Below are 19,965 nucleotides of genomic sequence, written 5' to 3' on the forward strand. Positions count from 1 at the left end.
AACCTTGACGGTGCGCAGGTGGGCTGTCAGGTACGTCGGGTGCGCCAGCCCGCCTCCCCGGCCGATCCCGCGCTCTCCCCCTCCCGCGCCCGCCAGGGGGTGAAGATCGGCGTGGTCGCCGCGGCCGCCGCGCTCCTCGTCATCGCGCAGCGCATGGGGCTGTTCGAGATCTTCGGCGAGCCCGCGCGCATCAAGCTGGCGCTGCTCTCGCTCGGGCCGTGGGGGTATGTCGCGTTCGTCCTGGCCTACGCCGCGCTCCAGCCGTTCGGCGTGCCGGGCACGGTGTTCATCCTGGCGGCGCCGCTCATCTGGCCGTGGCCGGTGGCGTTCGCGCTCTCGATGGCGGGCACCATGGCAGCGAGCGTCGTGGGCTTCTCGTTCGCGCGCTTCGTCGCCCGCGACTGGGTCGCTGCGCGGGTGCCGGCGCGCTTCCACGCCTACGACGAGGCCCTGAAGCGGCGGGCGTTCCTGACGGTGTTCGTGCTCCGCCTTGTCCTCTGGATGCCGCCCATGCTCCACATCTTCTTCGGCCTCTCCGGGGTGCGCTTCTGGACGCATTTCTGGGGCTCGCTGGCCGGGTACGCCCTGCCGCTCCTGGCGACTGCCTATTTCGGTCAACGGGTCTTCGACGCCCTGCGCGACGCGCCCCCGTCGGCGTGGGCCGGAATGGGCGCCGCCGCGGTGACCGTCATGGTCCTCCTGTGGCTCGCCAGGCGCTGCTCCAGGCGCGGCGTCGTCCCCTCCTGACACTCTTGGCATCACGAGGGGCGCTGTCTCGCGCGAACATGCGCGCCGCTTGCTCGCCGGCGGCGCGGCGGGATAGCGTCGGGGCATGGCGCGAATCCATCTGATCATCGGCCCTGTGGGCGCAGGGAAATCGACGTTCGCACAGCGGCTCTACCGGGATAACGCCGCCCTCCGGCTGAACCTGGATGAATGGATGGCGCGGCTGTTCCGCCCCGATCGGCCCGAGACGGGGATCATCGAATGGTATCACGAGCGCACCGCGCGCTGCATCGAGCAGATCTGGAGCTTGACGAGGGGCTCGATCGACGTGGGCGCGAACGTCGTGCTGGAGATCGGCCTGATCCGCCGGCGCGACCGCGAGCGGCTGTACAAGCGGGTGGACGCTGCGGGGTACGAGCTCACCGTCTATGTGCTCGACGCGCCCCGCGAATTGCGTCGCGAGCGGGTCGAGCAGCGCAACAGCGAGAAGGGCGAGACGTTCTCCATGGTGGTTCCACCGGACATGTTCGAGCTGGCGAGCGACATGTGGGAGCCGCCCGAGGAGCCCGAGCGCAGCGGCCGTGACATGCGGTTCATCGACACCACGGGCGGCTGAGCCGAGCACGGGAGTCCCGGCCGCCATGGGCGGCGCGAGCGAGGGCGGCGGCGCGACCGGCGCGATCGACCGGGGCTCGGCCCAGCGGCCTGACCGCGGAGCCGCCCCTCGCGTGGTAGCTTTCGCCCGTGAAGCTCTCGTTCAACATCGCTGGCCCCTGCATCCCCGGCGAGCACTACATGCTGCCGCCCGAGCGCCGGCTCGGGCCGGTGCTCGATGCGATCGAGGAACGCAGGTACTTCACGCTCCACGCCGGCCGCCAGACGGGCAAGACCACCAGCGCCCGCTGGCTCGTCGAGCACCTGAATGGCGAGGGCGACCTCCGCGCCGTCTGGGTCGACGTCCAGATCGCCCGCGAAGAGCCCGATCCGGCGAAGGCCTTCGAGGCCGTCCTCTACGCGCTCGACACCGCGGTCGACCGCGACCTGCCCGACCTCGGCTGCCCCGCGGACGACGTCCGCCGCGTCGATCCGGCGAGCACCTTCGTCCTGCGCTACCTGCGCGATCTCGCGGCGCGCAGCGACAGGCCGCTGGTCGTGCTCTTCGACGAGGCGGACGGGCTCGTGGGGCCGGCGATGGTCTCGTTCCTGACCCAGCTCCGGCAGGGCTACCTCGACCGGAGCCGGATCCCGTTCCCCTCCAGCGTGGCCCTCATCGGCCAGCGCCAGGTGCGCGACTACGCGCTCGCGCTGGAGGAGCGGCGCGCGGTCGCGTGGCTGGGCACGACGTCGCCGTTCAACATCACCGCCGAGGCGACGACGCTCGGCCCCTTCACCGAGGCCGAGGTCGCCGAGCTGCTCGCGCAGCACACCGCCGCGACCGGACAGCGCTTCGAGCCCGAGGCGGTGCGGCGGATCTGGGAGCTGGGACAGGGCCACCCGTGGCTGAGCAACGCGATGGCCGACCAGATCGTCCGCCGCGACGTGGAGGACCGCGCCGTCCCGATCACGACGACACACGTCGAGGCCGCCAAGGAGACGCTCATCCTGGAGCGCCGCTCGCACATCGACTCGCTCATCGCCCGGCTGCGCGAGCCCCGGGTGCGGCGCGTGCTCGATCCCATGCTGGCCGGCACGCAAACGGACAGCGATGTGCTCGATGACGACTTCTCCTACGTCCTCGGCCTGGGCCTGATCCGCTTCCACGGCGGGCGCTTCGAGATCGCGAATCCGATCTATCGCGAGGTCGTCCCTCGGGCGCTCACGTTCATTCGCCAGGCGCAGATCCCGGCCGAGCCCGCCGCTTACATCCACCCGGACGGCTCGCTCGACATGGGCAAGCTCTTCACCGACTGGCAAGCGTTCTGGCGCAAGGACGGCCACCTCGCCGCCGAGGGGTTCGGCTACCGCGAGGCCGGGCCGCACCTGATGCTGATGGCCTTCTTGCAGCGGGTCGTGAACGGCGGTGGGCGGGTAGAGCACGAGTACGGGCTCGGGCGCGGGGCGCTCGACCTGATGATCTGCTGGCGCGAGGAGCGCCACGCCATCGAGGTGAAGGTCCGCCGCGACACGGAGACCGAGGCCGAGGCGCTCGATCAGGTGGCGCGGTACCTGGAGCACGCGGGGCTCGGCGAGGGGTGGCTCGTGATGTTCGACCTGCGCAAGGAGCGATCGTGGGCAGAGAAGCTGTTCGTGCGCGAGGTGGCGCACGGGGGAAAGACGGTCCGCCTTGTGGGGTGTTGAGGCCGCGCCGGGGCGATGACCGCTGAGCCGTTCCACCCCGTGTCCGGCCTGGACGGTGACGGCGCCGCTCGGAGCTGCCGAGTCGAGTCGATGAACCGGAATCGACGAAATTTCCTCGCACCACCGCGCGTCGCCGGGCCGCCACCCAGGCCCTCGCGCATTGAAAGCCCGCCGGCGGAGGCTATGCACGAGGCATGCGTGAGCGTCGCCCCAGCCAGACGGCATCCATCGTCGCCCTCATCCGGGCGCTCGCGGACCAGGGCCTGACCGATGTCCCGGGCTTCGAGGATCCGGTCGTCCACCGGCTGCTGTCGCGCGGGTGGAGCGCCGCGCTGGCGCTGTTCGCGCGCCGGCTCCGGCGCCTGGACCCCGCGAAGCGCGCGCGCGCCCTCGGCCGGCTCTCCGCGGTCCCGCTGCGCGTGATGGCGATCGACACCGAGCTCGAGCGCGCGGTGGAGCGCGGGTGCCGCCAGGTCGCGAGCCTGGGGGCGGGGCTCGACACGCGGGCTTTCCGGATGAAGGCGCTCTCGGCGACCCGCTTCTTCGAGATCGATCACCCGGCGACGCAGGCCTTCAAGCGACGCAAGGCGGCGGGGCTGTCGCCGCTCGTGGAGCAGCTGACCTACGTGCCCGTCAACTTCGAGCGCGACGCGCTCGCCGCGAGCCTCTCGGCGGCCGGCCATCGACCCGACGAGCCCACCGCGTGGGTCTGGGAAGGGGTCGTGATGTACCTGTCCGACGAGGCGCTCCGGTCGACGCTGCAGGCGCTCGCCGACGCCTCGGCGCCGGGCAGCGTCCTCCTCGTGTACTACATGGAACCGCCCGCGCCGCGCCGCGCGCAGCACGCCCTCCGCCTGCTCACGTGGGTCTGGAGCGAGCCGCTCATCGGCCTGCGCCGGCGCGAGGTGATGCTCGCGGAGGTCGAGCGGGCCGGGTTCCTAGCGCTGCGCGACACGGGCGCAGCGGACTGGGCCCGGCAGCTCCGCGCCCCGTTCGCGCCATCCAACCCGGCCACGAACACGCGGCTCCTCGTCGCCGAGCGGCCCGGCCCGGGCGTTACCCCGCCGCCCGTTCGCCCGCCGGCCTGACCCGGCCCAGCGCCGCGCGTCAGCTCCACGTCGCGGCGCGCCGCGGGTGGCGGGTCTCGATGGCCTCGGCGTGCCCCCGCAGCCCGCGCGCTGCCGGGAGGTTGCCGTGCTCCTCGAAGACGTCGGCAAGGGAGAGCCCGAGCACGACGATCTGCTGGGGCTTCTCCAGCGCGCCGACGGTCGGGGCCACGGAGCCGAGCAGCTCGAACGCCCGCCGCCACGCCATCGCCGCGGCGTCCGGCATGTCGGCGTTGAGCGCCGCGTGGCCGGAGCAGCGGTGCATGTCCGCCGCGAACTCGTGGCTCCCCCGGCGGTTCGCGAGCTCTCCCGCGCGCGCGTACGCCTCCGACGCGTCCAGGAAGCGGCGCTGCTTGCTGTGCAGGCTGCCGAGCGAGGCGTAGGCCTCGGGGACGATCGCGAACAGGCCGCGCCGCTCCGCCTCCTTCAGCGCGGTGACGAACACCCGATGCCCCTCCTCGACCACGCCCGCCGCGATCAGCGAGCGCGCGCGCTGCATGGCGATGTGGACGGCCTCCTCGCCCAGCCCCCGGCTCACCAGCATCTCCTCGGCCTGTTGCTGGAGCTTCGCAGCCTCGGCGTGCCGCCCCGCGTGAAAACACGTGTCCGCCTCGTGCAGGAGGCGCCGCGCGGGGAGGAGCTCCGGGGCGCGGAGGGGCGACTCGGCGGCGATGCGCAGCTCCAGGTCGGCGGGGAGGCGCCGCCCGCGCGCCGAGAGATCGGTGAGCACGCGCTCGAGATCGGCGATGGCCGGGCCGTCGGCCTCCGGCCACACGACGCGGGAGGCGCCCTCGCCGAGGCGCGCGAGCAGATCGCCGACGCTCGAGTGGGCAGCGTCGACGAGGACCCAGCGCACGAGCGCGAGGTCGGGGCAATGCGCGAGCCAGAAGAGGTCGCGGGCATAGGCGCGCGGGTCGTCGATGTGCTGCGGTGCCAGCACGACGACCGCGGTCCCGTCCGGGGCGCAGGCGGCGACGTGCGCCGCGAGGGCGCTGGCGAAGATGTCGAGCGGCTCGCGCAGCGGGCCGTGCTCAGGCGTCGCGAGCGCCGCCGGGGCGCCGAGCTCACGCGACAGCGAATGCTCTCGGGCCGCCCAGCCGCGGCTGGGCCCGTAGACCGGATCTGCCAGGACCCATACGGGACGGGGCGCCGGGCCTGCTTCACCGAGCGCCCGCAGCAGCGCCAGCGTGTGGCCGTGGACGTGTGCCGGCACGATCACGTGCAGCAGGCGGGCTCGCTCGCCCGTGAAGATGGCGCTGAGCGCGCTGGCGAAGTCGTGGGTCATGTCGCGGTTCCGGGCGGATTCTTGCTCCGATCTCCGCGGAGGCCAAGCGGAGGCGCCCGTGTTGCGGGGCGGGGCCTCCCCTGCCCCTGCGCCGCGAGCGCCCTCCCTCCCGGGAGATCCCGGGCGGGCGGCCATTGCGCGTCGCAGGACGCCACGGTCGAGGCGATGTGTCTCAGGGGCGCGATCCCCGGATCCGAGAGATGTGGTGAAGAGGAGCACGCGCGGACGCTTGGCGCGGTTTGGCCCGGGCATTGCTGACGGACATGGCTGACGGACATGGCTGACGGAAGGAAGGCTGAACGCTGAAGCGGAAGCTGAGCTCGGGACGAGACAGCTCGAAGCCAGCGCCGAGGTTCGTCGAGAGACCGCCGGGCGCGCCGAGGGGGCAGAGCCGCTGGGCGCGCTCGAGCGCGGAGGAGAGGATACCGTGAAAACAGGGATTCGATCGCTGCTCCTGGGCAGCATGGTCATCGGTTGCGTCGGTGTGATCGGTTGCGGAGGCAGCAAGCCTCAGCCGGAGGGTCCGGCCGAGAAGGCGGGCGAGGCCGTGGACGACGCTGCGCGCGACGTCAAGGACGAGGCGAAGGACGCGGCGGAGTCGACGGGCGACGCCGCCGAGAAGGCGGGGGACAAGATCGAGGAGAAGACGGACAAGTAGCCCGAGGCGATCTCGGGCTGTTCGCGCGATGAGGGGCGGCGCACGAGCTCGCCCCTCATCACGCTTCGAACCGTGAGCAAGGCTGGCCGGAGCGCCTCGCGCGCGAGAGCGCCCCGGCTGGCGATGAAACCCGAACGACCCTGGCCGCGCCGAGGCGCGGCGCACAGCGGGAGGCAGGAAGATGAAAGCGACGTCATTGCTCGAGAAGCAGCATCGCACGGTGGAGTCCCTCTTCAAGCAGCTCGAGAGCGGCAGATCGGATCCGGCGCTCGTGCTCGCCGAGCTCGCCAACGAGCTCGCCGCGCACATGGCGATCGAGCAGGAGACGTTCTATCCCGCCGTGCAGCAGATCAAGGAGGACGTGATCCTCGAGAGCTTCGAGGAGCACGCCATCGCCGAGCTCGCGCTGAAGCGGCTGCTCTCTACCTCTCCGGAGGACCAGTCGTTCAAGGCGCGCGTGACGACGCTGAAGGAGCTCATCCAGCACCACGTGGAGGAGGAGGAAAAGGAGCTCTTCCCGGCGGTCGAGAAGGCCGTGGACGAGAAGCGCCTCACCGAGCTCGGCAGGTCGATGAAGGCGGAGTTCGAGCAGCGGCTGGCCGAAGGCTACGAGACGCTCCTGCCGGCGGGCTACAGGAAGACCTCCGCGGATCAGGCGAGCCATGCGATCCACGGGAGCCACGCGAACGGCGCGGCCCGGGCCTGACGAGGCCTGCTCGAAGAGAGTGGTCGAGCGGCGGTCCGGCGGTGAGACATGAAAGACGCGATCGGCTGGGTCAGCTCTGGCATCCTCGTCCTGACGATCGGCAATCAGGTCTACAAGCAGTGGAGGAGCAAGACGAGCCAGGGCATCTCCAGCTGGCTCTTCCTCGGCCAGCTGGCCGCGTCGATCGGGTTCGTCATCTACAGCTGGATGCTCGAGAGCTGGGTCTTCGTGGCGACGAACTCGCTCATGGTCGCGAACGCGCTCGCCGGCGCGACGATCGTTTTTCTCCAGCGGAGGCGCCGCGCGCCTCGGTCGGCGGAAGACGAGGCCAGGGCGCGGCGGGCGTTCAAGTTTCCACGCGCCGCCGGCCCGCAGGGGCGACATCTGAAGGCCGGTCGCCGCTCGCTGGCATGCGGTGTCCTGTCTCGCACGAGTGGAATTCGAAGCAAACGAACACACATTCATGCGACACGCGCGCTTCTCTCCGCACAGACACGCGGGAAGCCCGCCAATCGAGCCTGAACAGCTCAAGCATGCAAAAGTGAAGCAGGATCGGTCGATGTTGAGCATGCGTCGAATGCCCCATAGACTCGACGGATGCTTAACACTTGGACTCCTTTATGCGCCGTCGCGCTCGCCGCGACGATCATCGGTGCTGTGCTGTCGGGCTGCGTCGGTGAGGTGGGCGACGCGTCGATCGAGGGCGAAGGCGGCGGGCCGTCGAGCGGCGCTGGCACCGTGATCCACCCGGGAGGCTCCGGCAGCGGGCCAAGCACCAGCAGCGGCGGCTCGACCACGGCGGGCACCGGCAGCTCGTCCGCCGCGGCGACCGGGGGCGCCGGCGGCTCGTCTGCCCAGGGCACTGGTGGCTCGGCCACGGCGGGCGCCGGCGGCTCGTCTGCCGAAGGCGCCAGCAGCTCGTCTGCGCAGGGCTCTGGCGGCGCCGGTGGCTCGGCCACGGCAGGCGCCGGCGGCTCCTCTGCGCAGGGCGCTGGGGGCTCGGCCACAGCCGGCACCGGGGGCTCGAGCGGCGAGGGTTCCGGGAGCGGCGCTGGCGGCTCGGGCGGCGCCACAGGCGCGGCGCAGCTGTGCGTCGATACGATCAACGAGCACCGCGCGACGCTCGGCTTGCCGCCCCTTGCGCGCTGGGTCGAGGCGGAGTCGTGCTCCGATGGAGAGGCCGAGTCCGATGGGAACACCGGCCAGGCGCACGGCGCATTCGGCGCTTGCAAGGAAAACGCCCAGAACGAGTGTCCCGGGTGGGGAGGTCCCCCGGACTCGATGATCGTCCCGTGTTTGCAGCTCATGTGGGACGAGGGGCCGGGCGAGGATTTCGAGAAGCACGGCCACTACATCAACATGAGCAACACCCGCTACACGAAGGTGGCTTGCGGATTCCACACCTTCCCGGACGGCAGCGTCTGGGCGGTGCAGAACTTCCGGTGACGGGCGCGGCGAGCGCTCACGGACCTCATCCACCGGGCGCCGTGCCCCCGCGGGCATCGGCGGATTCATCTTCTCCCAGGACCGCCGCGCCCTCCTCGAGCTTGCCGGTGAGCCGCACGCGCGTCGCGCGGTGCACCCACACGTCGAACGCCTCCATCATGCGCCGCTCGATGGCCGCGCCCTCGAGCAGGCCGAGCGCGCGCGCGACGGCCTCCAGCGTCGACAGGGCGCCCTCGTGCGGCGCGCGGCGCAAGCCATAGCGGCTCGGCGCGCCCTCGTGCAGCGTGACCAGCTCGGCGCCGCGCGCGTCGGCGTCCCGGTGGACCACACGGCGCGCCTGGTTCCAGTTGCCGTCAGGAACGAGCAGCACCACCGGCTCGCCGCTCGCGTCGTCGGGCGTGAGGGCGCGCGCCTCTGGCGACGGGAAGAGCACGAGCCGGCGCCCCTCCGGCAGCGGCGGGCGCGGCCGCGGCGCGATCTCGCCGCGCACGCGCACCTCCGCGCCCTCGAGCAGGCGCGCGACGAGCCGGCCCGTGTTGGTGCTCCTCGTGCGCTCGATCCGGTGGGTGAGCAGCACGACGCGCGTGCGCACGGAGAGCCGGGGCAGCGCACCGCAGAGGCACATCGCCTGCGGCAAACCGCAGCCGCGGCAGCGCGGCGTCCCGCGCGCGCGGATGGGGGGCAGATCGGGCGGCTGCAGCGGGAGGAACGTCATCTCGTCCGGGCCGGGCGTTCTCCCACGCGCAAGCCGTCCCGGTCAAACGGCCCCGCACCGGACAGTGGGATCTCAGGGGAAATAGCTCCAGGGCATCTGCGCCTGTCCGAGGGTAGCCGTCGACCTGGAAGGGAGCCGGAACACGCGCAGCACCTCCGAGACAAACACCCGTGGATCCTGCGTGATGTAGAAGTGATCGCCAGCCATCGCGCGCAGCTCGACCCGTCATCGAGCGGGCTGAGCATGCGGCGTGGGCTCAGATGGGGAGTTTGGCAAGTACACCGCCGTCATGTCGCCTGATGGGAAGACCATCGCCGTGAGCAACACGCTGAGCAGGGACGTGCGCTTCTTCGATGTCGAGTCGGAGACGTTCGACGAGCCCAAGAGGATCCTCACGATCGGCGCGCCCTACTTCGCCGCGTGGACCCATGACGGGAGCGCCGTCTACGTGCCGACGCAGGTGCCCGACATGATCGCGCGCATCGGCATGGACCCGGACGACAACGGCGCCATCTCCCGGAACATCAGGGATGATTGCGTGAGGCCGCACCTTGCGGAGCTCGACGAGGAGCACGGGCTCTTCGTCGTCTGCGAGGGCGATCAGACCGTGACGCCAGGCAAGGTGCTCCCGCTCGATCCCGAGACGCTGGAGATGCGCAGCGAGTCCGAGGTGGGCCTCTATCCCGACGCGTTCGCGCGCGTCGCGGCGGGGGCGCGATGAGGGCGCGAGCAGGTCGCGGCCGCGCTCGCATGCGCTGATTGTGCTCGTCCGTCGCGCTACTTCCGCGCGCTCGGATCGATACCGTCCGCGCGCATCTTCTCTGTGGAGGCCGGTCCGGCAACCTCGCCGGCCCCCCACGTTGACGAGCACGACCACGGCCAGATCGATGCCTGCTACAGCGGCGGTGGGCGAGCGTCGAGAGCCGCCACCTGGGCGCGCAACCGCGCCAGGTGCTGCTTGACTGTCTGGGGCAGGTCGGGGCGGCGCAGCAGCTCGAGCAGAAGCGGCATGCTGGAGACTCCCTCGCGCAGGCAGCCGGTCAGCACCAGAACGTCGGTGCCGTCGAGATCGCGGAGAAAGCGCTCGACCTCGGCCCAGTTGGCGTCGTGCAGCGCAGCCACGGGCGCCACCGCGTGCTCGCGCCGGATCGTCACGAACCCGCGCGACCGCCCGGAGGTGGGGTCGACAGGCAACATGGCGCGATGGAGCGCTTCGAGCGGGACCCAGTGAGGCGGGTACTTGAAGCGCGCCACGTCGAGCAGGAGCGCGAGGTCGCGGTCCGGGTGTATTCCACCGACCGGCGAAAGTGAGCGGACGGCTCGAAGAACGTTGCGGGCATCCGCCTCTGGGCGCCGCAGGTGAAAAAACGTGTCCGCGCGTCACGCCTGGCCCGCTGGTGCCTAGAACAAGCGGCGGCGTCCCGCTGCACCTCGCCGCTGTGACCCAATGGGTCACATTCGGGGACGCCAGGAACAAGCAAGGAGACACCGTCATGGCTTGCTCTCGACTCATCGGCCTCGCTGCTGTCAGCATCGCCCTCGCCGCCTGCGGAGGGTCGGAGACGGGCCCCTCTCCTGTCGAGGGCACGGGAGGGGACGGCGGCGCGGGAGCGGCGAGCGGCACGGGGGGGCACGGCGGCACTGGAGAGGGCGGCGGGAGCGGCGGCGGGCCTGCGGCGACGGCGCCCGATGCGCCCGTCCTGTCGTTCGTGATGCCGATGCTGGACGTGCTTCACGTCGAGTGGGTGCCACAGCCGGAGTGCGATGAGATCGAGGGCGAGCGCAAGGACCCCATGAACGACTACGCCGTCGCCTTCACCGTCGCAGGATCGAAGAAGGCCTACATGGACTCCGAGGCGACAGAGAACATGGAGTATACGTACCGTCTGCGCTGCAAGGTGGGCGAGGTCTACTCCGGGTACTCGAACGAGATGTCCGGCAATCCCACCGACGAGGAGGGCGCACCATGATACGGATTTCGCGTGCTCTTTTGGGCGCCGCCTTGCTGTCGCTGCTCGCGGCCGGGTGCGCCACCGAGCAGGCAGAGGAGCCGCCCGTGCCCGATGCCTGGGGCGAGCCCGCCGCCGCGCCCGACAGGAACCCCGATCCCAGGATCGTCGAGGTCGATCTCGAGGCCAGGGAGGCAGAGAAGACCTACCTGGAGGGCACGACCACCGCGGTCTGGTCCTATAGCGGTACGGTCCCAGGGCCCCTGATCGAGGCGAACGTGGGCGACACGCTGATCGTCCACTTCAAGAACAGCCTGCCGGAAGCGACGACGATCCACTGGCACGGCGTCCGGGTGCCCAACGAGATGGACGGCGTGATGGCCGTGCAGCAGCCGATCGCGCCCGGCGCGACGTTCACGTACGAGTTCACGCTGCGGGACGCGGGGTTTACCTGGTTCCACCCGCACGTGATGGAGCCGGAGCAGATCCAGAAGGGTCTCTTCGGCCTGATCCGCGTGCGCGGACCGAACGAGCCGGCGGCGGATGTCGAGAAGATCGCCGTGCTCGGGGACGTGTTCCTGAACAAGGACGGGACCTTCAATGAAGAGCTCGACGACGACACGATCATGATGGGCCGCGAGGGCAATGTCGTGCTCGTCAACGGCGAGGTGATGCCAGCGCTCGATGTGCGGCCGGGCGGGCTCACGCGACTCCGGATCGTCAACGTGGCGAACGGACGCTTCTTCAACCTGGCGCTCCCGGGCCACACATTCCGCGTGATCGGCACCGACGGCGGGCTGATCCCGAAGCCGTACGATACCGAGAGGCTCCTTGTCTCTCCCGGCGAGCGCTACGATGTGCTGTTGATCGCCGAGGGCGAGCCGGGAACGGAGCTCACCCTGATGAACGAGCCCTACGAGCGTGGGCACCACACCGGGCTGGCCGAGCCGATGCCGCTCGCCAGGGTGCGGATCGGCACGGGATCCCGGCTGTCCGGGCGCACGCTCCCCGAGACGGGCCCTGCCATCGAGCGGCTGCCGGGGGGGCCCGCGGAGGCGACGATCACGTTCGACGAGGGGTATGTCGACGGCAAGCTGACGTTCACGATCGACGGCAAGGCGTTTCCGGACGTGCCGTCAATCGGCGTTGAGAATGGATCGGTCCATGTCTATGACCTGAAGAACGACGCGGAGATGGACCACCCGTTCCACCTGCACGGCTTCTTCTTCCAGGTCCTGGCCAGGGACGATGTGCCGGTGGCCGACGAGGATCTCGCCAACAAGGACACCGTGATCCTGCCGCAGCGGTCCACCGTGCGCATCGCGACGCGCTTCGATGAGCCGGGCATGTGGATGTATCACTGTCATATCCTCGAGCACACCGAGCGCGGCATGATGGGTGAGATCCACGTCGAGCCCTGAGGAGCCGCTCACCTTCGTCGGTTTCCGCGGACGTCGCCGCCCGCGGAGACAGGGGGCCGCGCCGCGGCCTGGGGTGCTCGCACGCTCATGATTCTCCCTCGCCAGTCGCTGCCGGCTGTTCGCCTTCCGGGGCTGACTCCTCCTCCGGGCGCTTGCGCGGGCGCACCTTCCTCCCTCACCAGCTCGACATAGAGTCCGCTGGCCCGCCATCATGGCTGGCTCTTGGTCAAGGCGAGCGCGGCGTTCACCACCTTGCCGAGCTCGGCGACGGGGCCGCGCCCCCAGTAATGGAAGAAGAGGATGCGCGGCTCCTCGCCGACCATGTGATGGTGGATCGCCACGATATGGATCTTGCCAGCGCGGAGCGCCTTCAGGACGGGCTGGAGCTCGTCCTCGGTGACCGCGAAGTCGCCATCCACGACGGCGTTGTCGTCCGTGCCCGCGAAGGCAGCCCACGTGTTCACGCCCATCGCCTTGCCGATCTTGCAGCCGCAATCGGCGACGGCGGCCGGTCGGCCGATCACGGCCTTGGCCATGCCGTCCTTGGCGGTGACCTTGACCCCGAGCGCCGCCTCCACCTTGGCCGGATCGATGGCGCTCTTCGCCGGGATGGCCGACCCGTCGAAGCGCTCGCGCGGCTTCGGCGTCTTCTGCCGGATGGCCCGCGCCGCGTCGAGGGCAGCGCGCACGCCCTTGCCGAGCGCGTCCAGCTTGCCCTCACCGCCGATGTGCATGAAATAGACCTTCGGCCGGTCGTAGAAGAAGTGGTTGTGCAGGGCGGTGACCTCGAGCCCGGCGTCGAGGGCGGCGCTCATGGCCTCGCTCACCTCGTCCTCGAACAGAACGAGATCGCCCATCACCATCGCCTCGACGCCAGGCTTCTCGCCGGGGGTGAACCCGGCCCACGAGGTGAGCCCCATGAACGGCGGCATGGTCCAGCCATCCACCTCGACCTTGACGTCGTTCCGGGGAAACGAGACCTTCACGACGCCTTCGGAGACCTCCGCCTTGCCGCCCGTGGACGTCTCGACGGCCGTGGCATCCAGCGCAGCCGGGGCGGACGGCGCTCGTCGCTGGGCGGGCTCGGCCGCGGGCGGAGCGGTAGGGCGCACGACGGCCGGCGGCTCCGCCGAGGGCGCCGGGGGTGCGTTGCTACAGGAGAGCGCCGTCAGCGCGGCGAGACCGAACCAACCAACGATGTTCCTCATCGCTTCTTCTCCTCATTTTCTTCAAGCGGCGTCTTGTCAGAGCGGCGCGACGGTGAGGTCATCAACGTACGAGACCGAGTCCGCCTTGGTCCAGACATCGATCTTCCCCGCCGCGGCGAAACTCCGGTCCATCGCGTCGATGATCTGAACGCGTACTGGCAGCTCGGATAGTCGACGTCAGCATACATAGACCGGCTCGGGCATCATCCCGTAGTAACCCGTTTTCTAAATTGATGAAGTCTGTATTCACCCGGTAAAGGTCCGTCTGGACGAGGACATCCCGTTCCTCCACCATTCCCGCATTCGTGAGAGAGCGCGCCCCGGCGCTCCGAGGTTTCGATGCCGCGGAGAGTGATACGACACTGGCATGCTATCGACAGCGCTGCCTCAAAAAGCGCTTCACCGTCTCCGACGGTCACGGCATCGGACATCGTCTGCCGCCGCAGCGGTCCGGCCCAGGAGCTCACGCTGGAACAGCGCCGCACGGGGTGTCCCTGGGCTGCAAGGAGGTTGAGCCTCGAACGAATGGTCGCGTCTGGCTGGCCGCGAGCCGACGCCCGGCGAGCTCGGACAGCACCTCCAGGCGCGCGTTGGCATCGCAACCACCCGGCCATCGCCATGGGCCTGGCCTCTTGCGGCTGTCAGTCAGGAACTTTCTGCCTCCAGTCGACGCCTGGTCGATTCATCGCCGCGTCCAGCGCGGGCGGAGGCGTGCTAGGGTGCGGCGTGTACGGGCTGGCGGCGCTCGTCTCGAGGTCATCCATGGTCATTGCGCGATTCCTGGGTTGCGCGCTCGCTGCGGCGACGCTGGCGAGCTGCAGCGATCCCGATCCCATCATCGAATACCGCTACGATGCTTACAACGGCGACCCCTATCCGAACCGGCTTCCGGAGATCGTGATTCCGGAAGGCGGCATGGGCGTCGTGACCGATAGCCTCTCCGATACGATCTCCCTCATCGCGCTCGAGACCGGGGAGCGGTTCGGCGTCCGCCCCGTGGGCCGCGATCCCGTGACGATCGATGGGCCCCACCGCGTGGCCGTGGACGCCGCAGGCGGCGCGCTCTACATCACGCTGTCGTACCCTTCCACCGCCGGCGAGATCGGCTCCCATTCGGTACACGGCGGGAGCGCGGTGGCCGGCTATGTCCAGAAGCTCGCGCTCGACGACCTGCGCCTCCTAGGACAGGTGCGCGTCGAGCCCAACCCGGCCGACATCGTGATCTCGGAGGACGGCAGGCGCGTGGTCGTCTCTCATTTCGATCTCAAGCGCGCGCTCGACAACCCAGAGGACGCCGAGGCGGCGCGCTCATCGCTCGCGGTCGTGGATCCCGACGCGCTCTTGCTTCGTGGCTCGACCGACCCGAGGCTCATCCCGGTCTGCAAGGCCGCGCACGGGATCGCCCTCTCGCGGCCGGACGGCGCCCGGGCCTACGTCGCCTGTTATGGCGACGACGCGCTCGCGATCGTCGACCTGACGGACCCGGACGCCGAGGTGAAGCTCGTCCCCGTCGGCCCGGCCCTGGCGCCCGACGCCCACTCCTCGGGCTACGGGCCGTACACCGCCGTCATGTCGCCTGATGGGAAGACCATCGCCGTGAGCAACACGCTGAGCAGGGACGTGCGCTTCTTCGATGTCGAGTCGGAGACGTTCGACGAGTCCAAGAGGATCCTCACGATCGGCGCGCCCTACTTCGCCGCGTGGACCCCTGACGGGAGCGCCGTCTACGTGCCGACGCAGGTGCCCGACATGATCGCGCGCATCGGCATGGACCCGGACGACAACGGCGCCATCTCCCGGAACATCAGGGATGATTGCGTGAGGCCGCACCTTGCGGAGCTCGACGAGGAGCACGGGCTCTTCGTCGTCTGCGAGGGCGATCAGACCGTGACGCCGGGCAAGGTGCTCCGGCTCGATCCCGAGACGCTGGAGATGCGCAGCGAGTCCGAGGTGGGCCTCTATCCCGACGCGTTCGCGCGCGTCGCGGCCGGGGCGCGCTGAGGGCGCGAGCAGGTCACGGCCCCCCTCGCCTGCGCGGCGCTGCGCTGGTGAAAGGCATCGAGCACCGGATCGCGGATCGCAGGATCCTGCACGCTGCGCGCGTCGGGGCAGCCGAGCCCGGCAGGCGTGCTCCGTCGGAGACGCTATCGGGGCGCCGCGCGCTGCGCGAAGCTGGAGTGTTCGGATGTGCATTCGCGCTCCAGGCGGCTCAGAAGCGCAGTTCATACGCTCCGTCACCAGCTCATGTGTGGATCCCGCGGCCGCGTCGCTCTCTTTCATCGACGCGTTGAAGCGCTGGAAACGCGGCTCAATCAGGATGGTTTCAAGGACGACGAGGACAGGGAATATATCTTCGGTGAACGGCTTGCAGAGCGAGCGGCGACGGCTATTGCTCAGCTCAAGCCGAACGGCGGTGTTCTGGTGAACCGCTACCTGCCGAGTGAAAGGCACCCCTGATGTCGCTGCAATTGGCTCAATCGAAGCTGATCGTCGCCCTCTCGAGCCTCGCCGCCGGTGCCCTCTTCGCCCCTCTCGTGGGGCGCGCTGTGCGTCCCCTGGCGCTCCTCGTCGTCAAGGGCGGGATTGTCGCGCAACGGGAGCTCGTGGGCATCGTCGAGGGGCTCCGCGAGGAGCTGCAGGACATCGTCGCCGAAGCAAAGGCTGAGCTTGGTGATGTGTCCGAGCCGATCTCGGGTGAGAACGGGCATGCTCATGACCATGCCCACGCACACCAGCGGGCAGGCGCGTGAGCCTTGCTGGAGCGAGCTCAGATCCTCCCAACACGACGCGGGACGCTCGCTTGCGTCTGCGCTCCGTGGTCAGGGGGCGGATGCGATGGGAGGCGCGGGGCCTGAAGAACAACCCCCGCTATGCCGCCGCCGTCGAGTCCGCGCTCCAGGAAGAAGCGGGCATCAAGGAGGTTCAGGCCAACCCCGTGACGGGGCGCCTGCTCCTGCGCTGCGATCCCGGGCTCACCCCGACCGCTGTCCAGGCGAAGCTTCGCGCCGCCCTCTCGTCTCCCCCGCTGGATCACCAGGCGTACCAGCAGTGGCGGGAGCAGCAGGCGGCCGCGCGCGAGGAGCGGCACGAAGGCGGGTACCATGGGCACGAGGACCACGAGCACGGGGATCTCGACGTGCAGGTGCGCAACCTCGTCCTCGGCGGTTCGGTCCTCCTGGGCCTCGGCGTCAAGAGGATCGCGTTCGGCGCCGGCGCGCTGGCGTCGAATCCGATCATCGGCGGCATCAACATCGTCGCGACGCTGATCTCGGGGTACTCCTTCCTGAAGGGGTGGTGGCGCTCGATCTCCGGCCAGACCGGGATGAACACGGATACGCTCGTCGGGTCGGCGACGATCGCCAGCCTCCTGTTGCGCGAGAACGTCACCGCGCTGACCGTGCTCTGGCTCCTCAATCTGGGCGAGTACCTGCAGGCGCTGACCTTGAGGCGCACGGAGCGCGCGATCCGCGATCTCCTCGAGATGCCGGACGAGGAGATCTGGCAAGTCCTCGGCGGGCAGGAGGTGCGCCGCCCCGTCGCAGAGCTCCAGCCAGGAGACCTGATCGCGGTCTACGCGGGCAAGCGCATCCCGGTCGACGGCATCATCGTGGAGGGCCAGGGCACGATCAACGAGGCTCCGATCACAGGCGAGAGCGTCCCCGTGATGAAGATGAGCGGAGATACCGTCTACGCTGGGACCGTGCTCCTCTCCGGCGGCCTGCGGGCCCGCGTGGAGCGGGTCGGCAGCGATACGGCCGTCGGGCGCCTCATCCAGCGCGTGGAACAGGCGCGTGAGCTGCAAGCCCCTATCCACACCGTGGGGGAGCGGTTCTCCAGACGGTTCGTTCCTGCCTCGTTCGCCCTGTCCATTGCAGTCCTCGCCTTGACGGGCGACGCGACCAGGGCGCTGACCATGTTGCTGATCGCATGCCCGTGCGCGGCGGGTCTGGCCACGCCCACCGCGGTGAGCGCGGCGATCGGGAACGGCGCACGTCGCGGTGTGCTCATCAAGGGCGGCACCCACCTCGAGGCCGCGGCAAAGCTGGATGTGATCGTCTTCGACAAGACAGGGACACTGACGCAGGGAATTCCCTCCGTGCAGCGGGTGATCTCGCTCGTGGACGACTACACCGCCGAGCAGGTCCTCTCGCTCGCGGCGACCGGCGAGCTGCACTCCCAGCACCCCCTGGCGCTGGCGGTGGTGGGCCACGCGGCGGAGCGTGAGATCACGGTCCAGCCCCACGACGTATGTGAGATCCTGGTCGGGCGGGGGATGCGCGCGGACTGGCAGAACAACATGGTGCTGGTGGGCAACCGCCGGCTCATGCAGCAGTTCGACATCGCGGTGTCTGCCGAGGCCGAGGCCCGTTACGCGGAGCACGCGGCCGAGGGCGAGACCGAGATGTACGTCGCCCACCAGGGGCGCCTCATCGGGCTGATCGGCGTGCGCGACAAGATCCGTCCGGACGTGGCGTCGTCGCTGGCGCAGCTCCGCCGGGAGGGCGTGCAGCGGATCGCGATGCTGACCGGGGATATCGAGGAATCAGCCCGCGCGGTCGCCGGCGCGGTGGGGCTCACGGAGTGGCGTGCCCAGCTGCTGCCCGAGCAGAAGTACGACTGGATCCGCGACCTGAAGGCGGCGGGGTTCCACGTCGCGATGGTGGGCGACGGCATCAATGACGCCCCGGCGCTCGCGCTGGCCGACGTCGGGATCGCCATGGGCACGGCCGGCTCCGACGTCGCCATCGAGGCGGCGGACATCGCGCTGGCGGCCGACAACATCGGCGGCGTCGTCACGACGATGCGGCTCAGCCGCCAGGCGCTCAACGTCATCCGCCAGAACTACGGCATCGCGCTGGGCGTCAACGCAGGGGGCCTGGTGGTCGGGGCGATGGGCGCGCTCAACCCGTTCATCGCGGCGGTGCTCCACAACCTGAGCACGCTCCTCGTCGTGTTCAACTCGGCGCGCCTCATCGGTTACGAGCCGACGCTCCCGACCGGCGCGAGCGCAGCCGCCGCGCGACCGAGGCGGGCGTCGCGAAGGGGAGCGAGGCCCGCGCCCGCTCCGCAGATGGATGTCACAGCGGGAATCCGTGGCGATGGTGATAGCGTGCTCTCCACGCGGGCATCGCCGGCTCAACGCTCCTGAGACATCCCTGTACCAGGCTCATGTGCAGCCAAACACGTCCCTGAGGTTCACGCGCGGCGGGTGCTCAGAAGCGAGGCTGCGCGGCGCGCCGGGGGCCGTAGCTGCGCAGCAGCACGAGCGCCGCCAGGAGGACCATCCCAGCGACACCGAATCCGGGCGGCAAACGTCGCGCCCACGCCTCGTCGTCGATGCCTAGTACCCCGAGCGCCAGGCCGAGCAGCCCTCCTGCGGCCTCGGCGGCGCGGCTCGCGGGCGTCACCGCGCGGCTCGCGATCGCCTCGTGCGACACTGCGTGGACGAGGAGCCCTGCGATCGTGGCGAGCACCCAGGGTTCGGCGCTCTCGAAGCGATTCTGGCCGATGAGCCGCGGTGTCAGGGCACCGAGGACGGTAGCGAGCGCAATGCCTGTGAGCGCAGCGCACGTGACGCGTAGGCCATCGGTCCCCGCTCGGGTCTCGCGCGTCAGCAGAGAGACCACCATGGCGAGCGGCACCGTGTGCGCTGCGAGAGCCAGCACGACCGGCGTGGACAGCAGCCCGGCCCGGGCGAGCGATGCGACGGCTGCGCCATCGCCAAACTGGTGCACGAGCACCGCCGCGTACCCCAGCGCGGGCGCCATCCTCGGTGCATGATGGCCACAGTCCTCCCCGACCACGAGGCGCTCCATCACCATCGGCGCCAGCAATCCGGCCGCAGCCGGCAGCAGCGCGCGCCAGCCCAGGTCATCGAGCGCCTCGGGCAGAAGGTGGAGCAGCGCGATCGACGCCGCGGCAACGACCGCGAACGTCCGTATCGCAGGCATGATGCCGCTGTCCCAGCCGCGAAGCACCGCCAGGAGCCCGCCCAGTGCGACCGCGAGCACGAGAAGAAAAATGCCGAGCGCGAGCGACATGGGTGCCCCCCAGCGGCGATCCATTGTGCATCGCAGCCGGGATGGGAAGCGCGGGACGAGCACTGAAGACGCGGTGTCAGGAGAGCGCCGTCCCAGGCGTAGACGGGTCTCCCTCGATTGTGGTTGAGCCGGCCTGGTGCCGATCGGGGCGGATAAGTATCGGCGCTTGTTCTGGACGGGTCATGAGCGACGATTCAGTGTTTGTGGCCGTCGCCCTCCTTGTGATCGTGGCCGTCGCCCTCCTTGTGATCGTGCCCTTTGGCATCCTTCGGCTCGGTCTTGTTCTTGTCGCCGCACCCCGCGACCACCGCGACGGAGCCAAGCGAGACGAACAGGACGAGCGACAACCATCGAAATCGGTTCATTCGAGATCTCCCTTTCATTGTGCCTCACGGCACGCCCAACA

General features: G+C 70.0%; 22 protein-coding genes. 15 read left to right on the forward strand and 7 right to left on the reverse strand.

The annotated features are described in order from the left end of the window. Window positions 1–39 precede the first annotated feature (39 nt). The 4 genes from WME79_RS40790 to WME79_RS40805 all read left to right on the forward strand — a co-directional run bounded on the left by WME79_RS40790 (window position 40) and on the right by WME79_RS40805 (window position 4,112). A complete protein-coding gene (locus tag WME79_RS40790) occupies window positions 40–747 on the forward strand; it encodes a TVP38/TMEM64 family protein (RefSeq protein ID WP_437526232.1) in 708 nt (235 codons plus the stop codon). An 85-nt stretch (window positions 748–832) separates the two neighbouring features. Further along, on the forward strand, window positions 833–1,342 hold the full coding sequence (locus tag WME79_RS40795; RefSeq protein ID WP_437526235.1) for an AAA family ATPase: 510 nt from the start codon (window positions 833–835) through the stop codon (window positions 1,340–1,342). 128 nt (window positions 1,343–1,470) lie between these two features. Beyond that, a complete protein-coding gene (locus tag WME79_RS40800; RefSeq protein ID WP_437526238.1) occupies window positions 1,471–3,024 on the forward strand; it encodes an AAA family ATPase in 1,554 nt (517 codons plus the stop codon). A 194-nt stretch (window positions 3,025–3,218) separates the two neighbouring features. Beyond that, window positions 3,219–4,112 carry a class I SAM-dependent methyltransferase gene (locus WME79_RS40805; protein ID WP_437526241.1) on the forward strand — a complete coding sequence of 298 codons (894 nt, stop codon included), beginning with the start codon at window positions 3,219–3,221 and terminating at the stop codon, window positions 4,110–4,112. A 19-nt stretch (window positions 4,113–4,131) separates the two neighbouring features. Here WME79_RS40805 and WME79_RS40810 read toward each other — a convergent pair whose 3' ends face one another. After that, window positions 4,132–5,415 carry a hypothetical protein gene (locus tag WME79_RS40810; protein ID WP_437526243.1) on the reverse strand — a complete coding sequence of 428 codons (1,284 nt, stop codon included), beginning with the start codon at window positions 5,413–5,415 and terminating at the stop codon, window positions 4,132–4,134. A 427-nt stretch (window positions 5,416–5,842) separates the two neighbouring features. Between WME79_RS40810 and WME79_RS40815 the strand changes: the two genes are divergently transcribed. From WME79_RS40815 to WME79_RS40830, 4 genes are all read left to right on the forward strand, one after another. Beyond that, window positions 5,843–6,073: a hypothetical protein gene (locus WME79_RS40815; RefSeq protein ID WP_272102623.1), complete on the forward strand. Its 231-nt coding sequence runs from the start codon at window positions 5,843–5,845 to the stop codon at window positions 6,071–6,073. A 181-nt stretch (window positions 6,074–6,254) separates the two neighbouring features. Continuing rightward, on the forward strand, window positions 6,255–6,779 hold the full coding sequence (locus tag WME79_RS40820; protein WP_437526246.1) for a hemerythrin domain-containing protein: 525 nt from the start codon (window positions 6,255–6,257) through the stop codon (window positions 6,777–6,779). Window positions 6,780–6,827: 48 nt separating this feature from the next. After that, entirely contained in the window at window positions 6,828–7,301 is a 474-nt protein-coding gene (locus tag WME79_RS40825; RefSeq protein ID WP_437526249.1) for a hypothetical protein, read from the forward strand. A 135-nt stretch (window positions 7,302–7,436) separates the two neighbouring features. Next, window positions 7,437–8,225 carry a CAP domain-containing protein gene (locus WME79_RS40830; RefSeq protein WP_437526252.1) on the forward strand — a complete coding sequence of 263 codons (789 nt, stop codon included), beginning with the start codon at window positions 7,437–7,439 and terminating at the stop codon, window positions 8,223–8,225. A 25-nt stretch (window positions 8,226–8,250) separates the two neighbouring features. Here the strand turns inward: WME79_RS40830 and WME79_RS40835 are convergent, their stop codons facing one another. Beyond that, window positions 8,251–8,940, reverse strand: a complete 690-nt coding sequence (locus WME79_RS40835) for a tRNA-uridine aminocarboxypropyltransferase (protein WP_437526255.1) — start codon at window positions 8,938–8,940, stop codon at window positions 8,251–8,253. A gap of 72 nt (window positions 8,941–9,012) precedes the next feature. Next, window positions 9,013–9,147 carry a hypothetical protein gene (locus tag WME79_RS40840; RefSeq protein ID WP_437526258.1) on the reverse strand — a complete coding sequence of 45 codons (135 nt, stop codon included), beginning with the start codon at window positions 9,145–9,147 and terminating at the stop codon, window positions 9,013–9,015. A 43-nt stretch (window positions 9,148–9,190) separates the two neighbouring features. Here WME79_RS40840 and WME79_RS40845 point away from each other — a divergent pair, with 43 nt between their 5' ends. Then, window positions 9,191–9,661, forward strand: a complete 471-nt coding sequence (locus WME79_RS40845; RefSeq protein ID WP_437526261.1) for a YncE family protein — start codon at window positions 9,191–9,193, stop codon at window positions 9,659–9,661. A gap of 173 nt (window positions 9,662–9,834) precedes the next feature. Here the strand turns inward: WME79_RS40845 and WME79_RS40850 are convergent, their stop codons facing one another. Then, window positions 9,835–10,137 carry a hypothetical protein gene (locus tag WME79_RS40850; RefSeq protein ID WP_437540125.1) on the reverse strand — a complete coding sequence of 101 codons (303 nt, stop codon included), beginning with the start codon at window positions 10,135–10,137 and terminating at the stop codon, window positions 9,835–9,837. 296 nt (window positions 10,138–10,433) lie between these two features. Here WME79_RS40850 and WME79_RS40855 point away from each other — a divergent pair, with 296 nt between their 5' ends. Together WME79_RS40855 and WME79_RS40860 are read left to right on the forward strand one after the other, a co-directional pair. Beyond that, entirely contained in the window at window positions 10,434–10,910 is a 477-nt protein-coding gene (locus tag WME79_RS40855) for a hypothetical protein (protein ID WP_437526264.1), read from the forward strand. Beyond that, entirely contained in the window at window positions 10,907–12,310 is a 1,404-nt protein-coding gene (locus tag WME79_RS40860) for a multicopper oxidase family protein (protein WP_437526265.1), read from the forward strand. The genes WME79_RS40855 and WME79_RS40860 overlap by 4 nt, the downstream gene beginning before the upstream one ends. Window positions 12,311–12,519: 209 nt before the next feature. Here the strand turns inward: WME79_RS40860 and WME79_RS40865 are convergent, their stop codons facing one another. After that, window positions 12,520–13,518: a DUF1259 domain-containing protein gene (locus WME79_RS40865; RefSeq protein WP_437526268.1), complete on the reverse strand. Its 999-nt coding sequence runs from the start codon at window positions 13,516–13,518 to the stop codon at window positions 12,520–12,522. Between the two features lie 762 nt (window positions 13,519–14,280). Between WME79_RS40865 and WME79_RS40870 the strand changes: the two genes are divergently transcribed. The 4 genes from WME79_RS40870 (at window position 14,281) to WME79_RS40885 (ending at window position 18,667) form a co-directional block, all read left to right on the forward strand. Then, window positions 14,281–15,519 (forward strand): YncE family protein, encoded by a 1,239-nt coding sequence (locus WME79_RS40870; protein ID WP_437526271.1) that lies wholly within the window; start codon window positions 14,281–14,283, stop codon window positions 15,517–15,519. A gap of 243 nt (window positions 15,520–15,762) precedes the next feature. Further along, the gene (locus WME79_RS40875) at window positions 15,763–15,975 is read left to right on the forward strand and encodes a hypothetical protein (protein ID WP_437526274.1); all 213 of its coding nucleotides are present in this window, start codon (window positions 15,763–15,765) and stop codon (window positions 15,973–15,975) included. Then, on the forward strand, window positions 15,975–16,268 hold the full coding sequence (locus tag WME79_RS40880) for a DUF5132 domain-containing protein (protein ID WP_437526277.1): 294 nt from the start codon (window positions 15,975–15,977) through the stop codon (window positions 16,266–16,268). The genes WME79_RS40875 and WME79_RS40880 overlap by 1 nt, the downstream gene beginning before the upstream one ends. Window positions 16,269–16,348: 80 nt before the next feature. Then, the gene (locus WME79_RS40885) at window positions 16,349–18,667 is read left to right on the forward strand and encodes a heavy metal translocating P-type ATPase (RefSeq protein ID WP_437526279.1); all 2,319 of its coding nucleotides are present in this window, start codon (window positions 16,349–16,351) and stop codon (window positions 18,665–18,667) included. A 64-nt stretch (window positions 18,668–18,731) separates the two neighbouring features. Here WME79_RS40885 and WME79_RS40890 read toward each other — a convergent pair whose 3' ends face one another. Then, window positions 18,732–19,559 (reverse strand): hypothetical protein, encoded by an 828-nt coding sequence (locus tag WME79_RS40890; RefSeq protein WP_437526282.1) that lies wholly within the window; start codon window positions 19,557–19,559, stop codon window positions 18,732–18,734. Between the two features lie 194 nt (window positions 19,560–19,753). Beyond that, the gene (locus WME79_RS40895) at window positions 19,754–19,924 is read right to left on the reverse strand and encodes a hypothetical protein (protein ID WP_437526284.1); all 171 of its coding nucleotides are present in this window, start codon (window positions 19,922–19,924) and stop codon (window positions 19,754–19,756) included. Between the last annotated feature and the right edge of the window lie 41 nt (window positions 19,925–19,965).

This window comes from Sorangium sp. So ce726, from assembly GCF_051521405.1.
GTDB lineage: Bacteria > Myxococcota_A > Polyangia > Polyangiales > Polyangiaceae > Sorangium.

Coding starts and splice junctions, on each gene's coding strand:
- WME79_RS40795 (WP_437526235.1), top strand. CDS start 833: ATGGCGCGAATCCATCTGATCATCGGCCCTGTGGGCGCAGGGAAATCG.
- WME79_RS40805 (WP_437526241.1), top strand. CDS start 3,219: ATGCGTGAGCGTCGCCCCAGCCAGACGGCATCCATCGTCGCCCTCATC.
- WME79_RS40810 (WP_437526243.1), bottom strand. CDS start 5,415: ATGACCCACGACTTCGCCAGCGCGCTCAGCGCCATCTTCACGGGCGAG.
- WME79_RS40820 (WP_437526246.1), top strand. CDS start 6,255: ATGAAAGCGACGTCATTGCTCGAGAAGCAGCATCGCACGGTGGAGTCC.
- WME79_RS40825 (WP_437526249.1), top strand. CDS start 6,828: ATGAAAGACGCGATCGGCTGGGTCAGCTCTGGCATCCTCGTCCTGACG.
- WME79_RS40835 (WP_437526255.1), bottom strand. CDS start 8,940: ATGACGTTCCTCCCGCTGCAGCCGCCCGATCTGCCCCCCATCCGCGCG.
- WME79_RS40840 (WP_437526258.1), bottom strand. CDS start 9,147: ATGGCTGGCGATCACTTCTACATCACGCAGGATCCACGGGTGTTTGTC.
- WME79_RS40850 (WP_437540125.1), bottom strand. CDS start 10,137: ATGTTGCCTGTCGACCCCACCTCCGGGCGGTCGCGCGGGTTCGTGACG.
- WME79_RS40855 (WP_437526264.1), top strand. CDS start 10,434: ATGGCTTGCTCTCGACTCATCGGCCTCGCTGCTGTCAGCATCGCCCTC.
- WME79_RS40860 (WP_437526265.1), top strand. CDS start 10,907: ATGATACGGATTTCGCGTGCTCTTTTGGGCGCCGCCTTGCTGTCGCTG.
- WME79_RS40865 (WP_437526268.1), bottom strand. CDS start 13,518: ATGAGGAACATCGTTGGTTGGTTCGGTCTCGCCGCGCTGACGGCGCTC.
- WME79_RS40870 (WP_437526271.1), top strand. CDS start 14,281: ATGGTCATTGCGCGATTCCTGGGTTGCGCGCTCGCTGCGGCGACGCTG.
- WME79_RS40875 (WP_437526274.1), top strand. CDS start 15,763: ATGTGTGGATCCCGCGGCCGCGTCGCTCTCTTTCATCGACGCGTTGAA.
- WME79_RS40880 (WP_437526277.1), top strand. CDS start 15,975: ATGTCGCTGCAATTGGCTCAATCGAAGCTGATCGTCGCCCTCTCGAGC.
- WME79_RS40885 (WP_437526279.1), top strand. CDS start 16,349: ATGCGATGGGAGGCGCGGGGCCTGAAGAACAACCCCCGCTATGCCGCC.
- WME79_RS40890 (WP_437526282.1), bottom strand. CDS start 19,559: ATGTCGCTCGCGCTCGGCATTTTTCTTCTCGTGCTCGCGGTCGCACTG.
- WME79_RS40895 (WP_437526284.1), bottom strand. CDS start 19,924: ATGAACCGATTTCGATGGTTGTCGCTCGTCCTGTTCGTCTCGCTTGGC.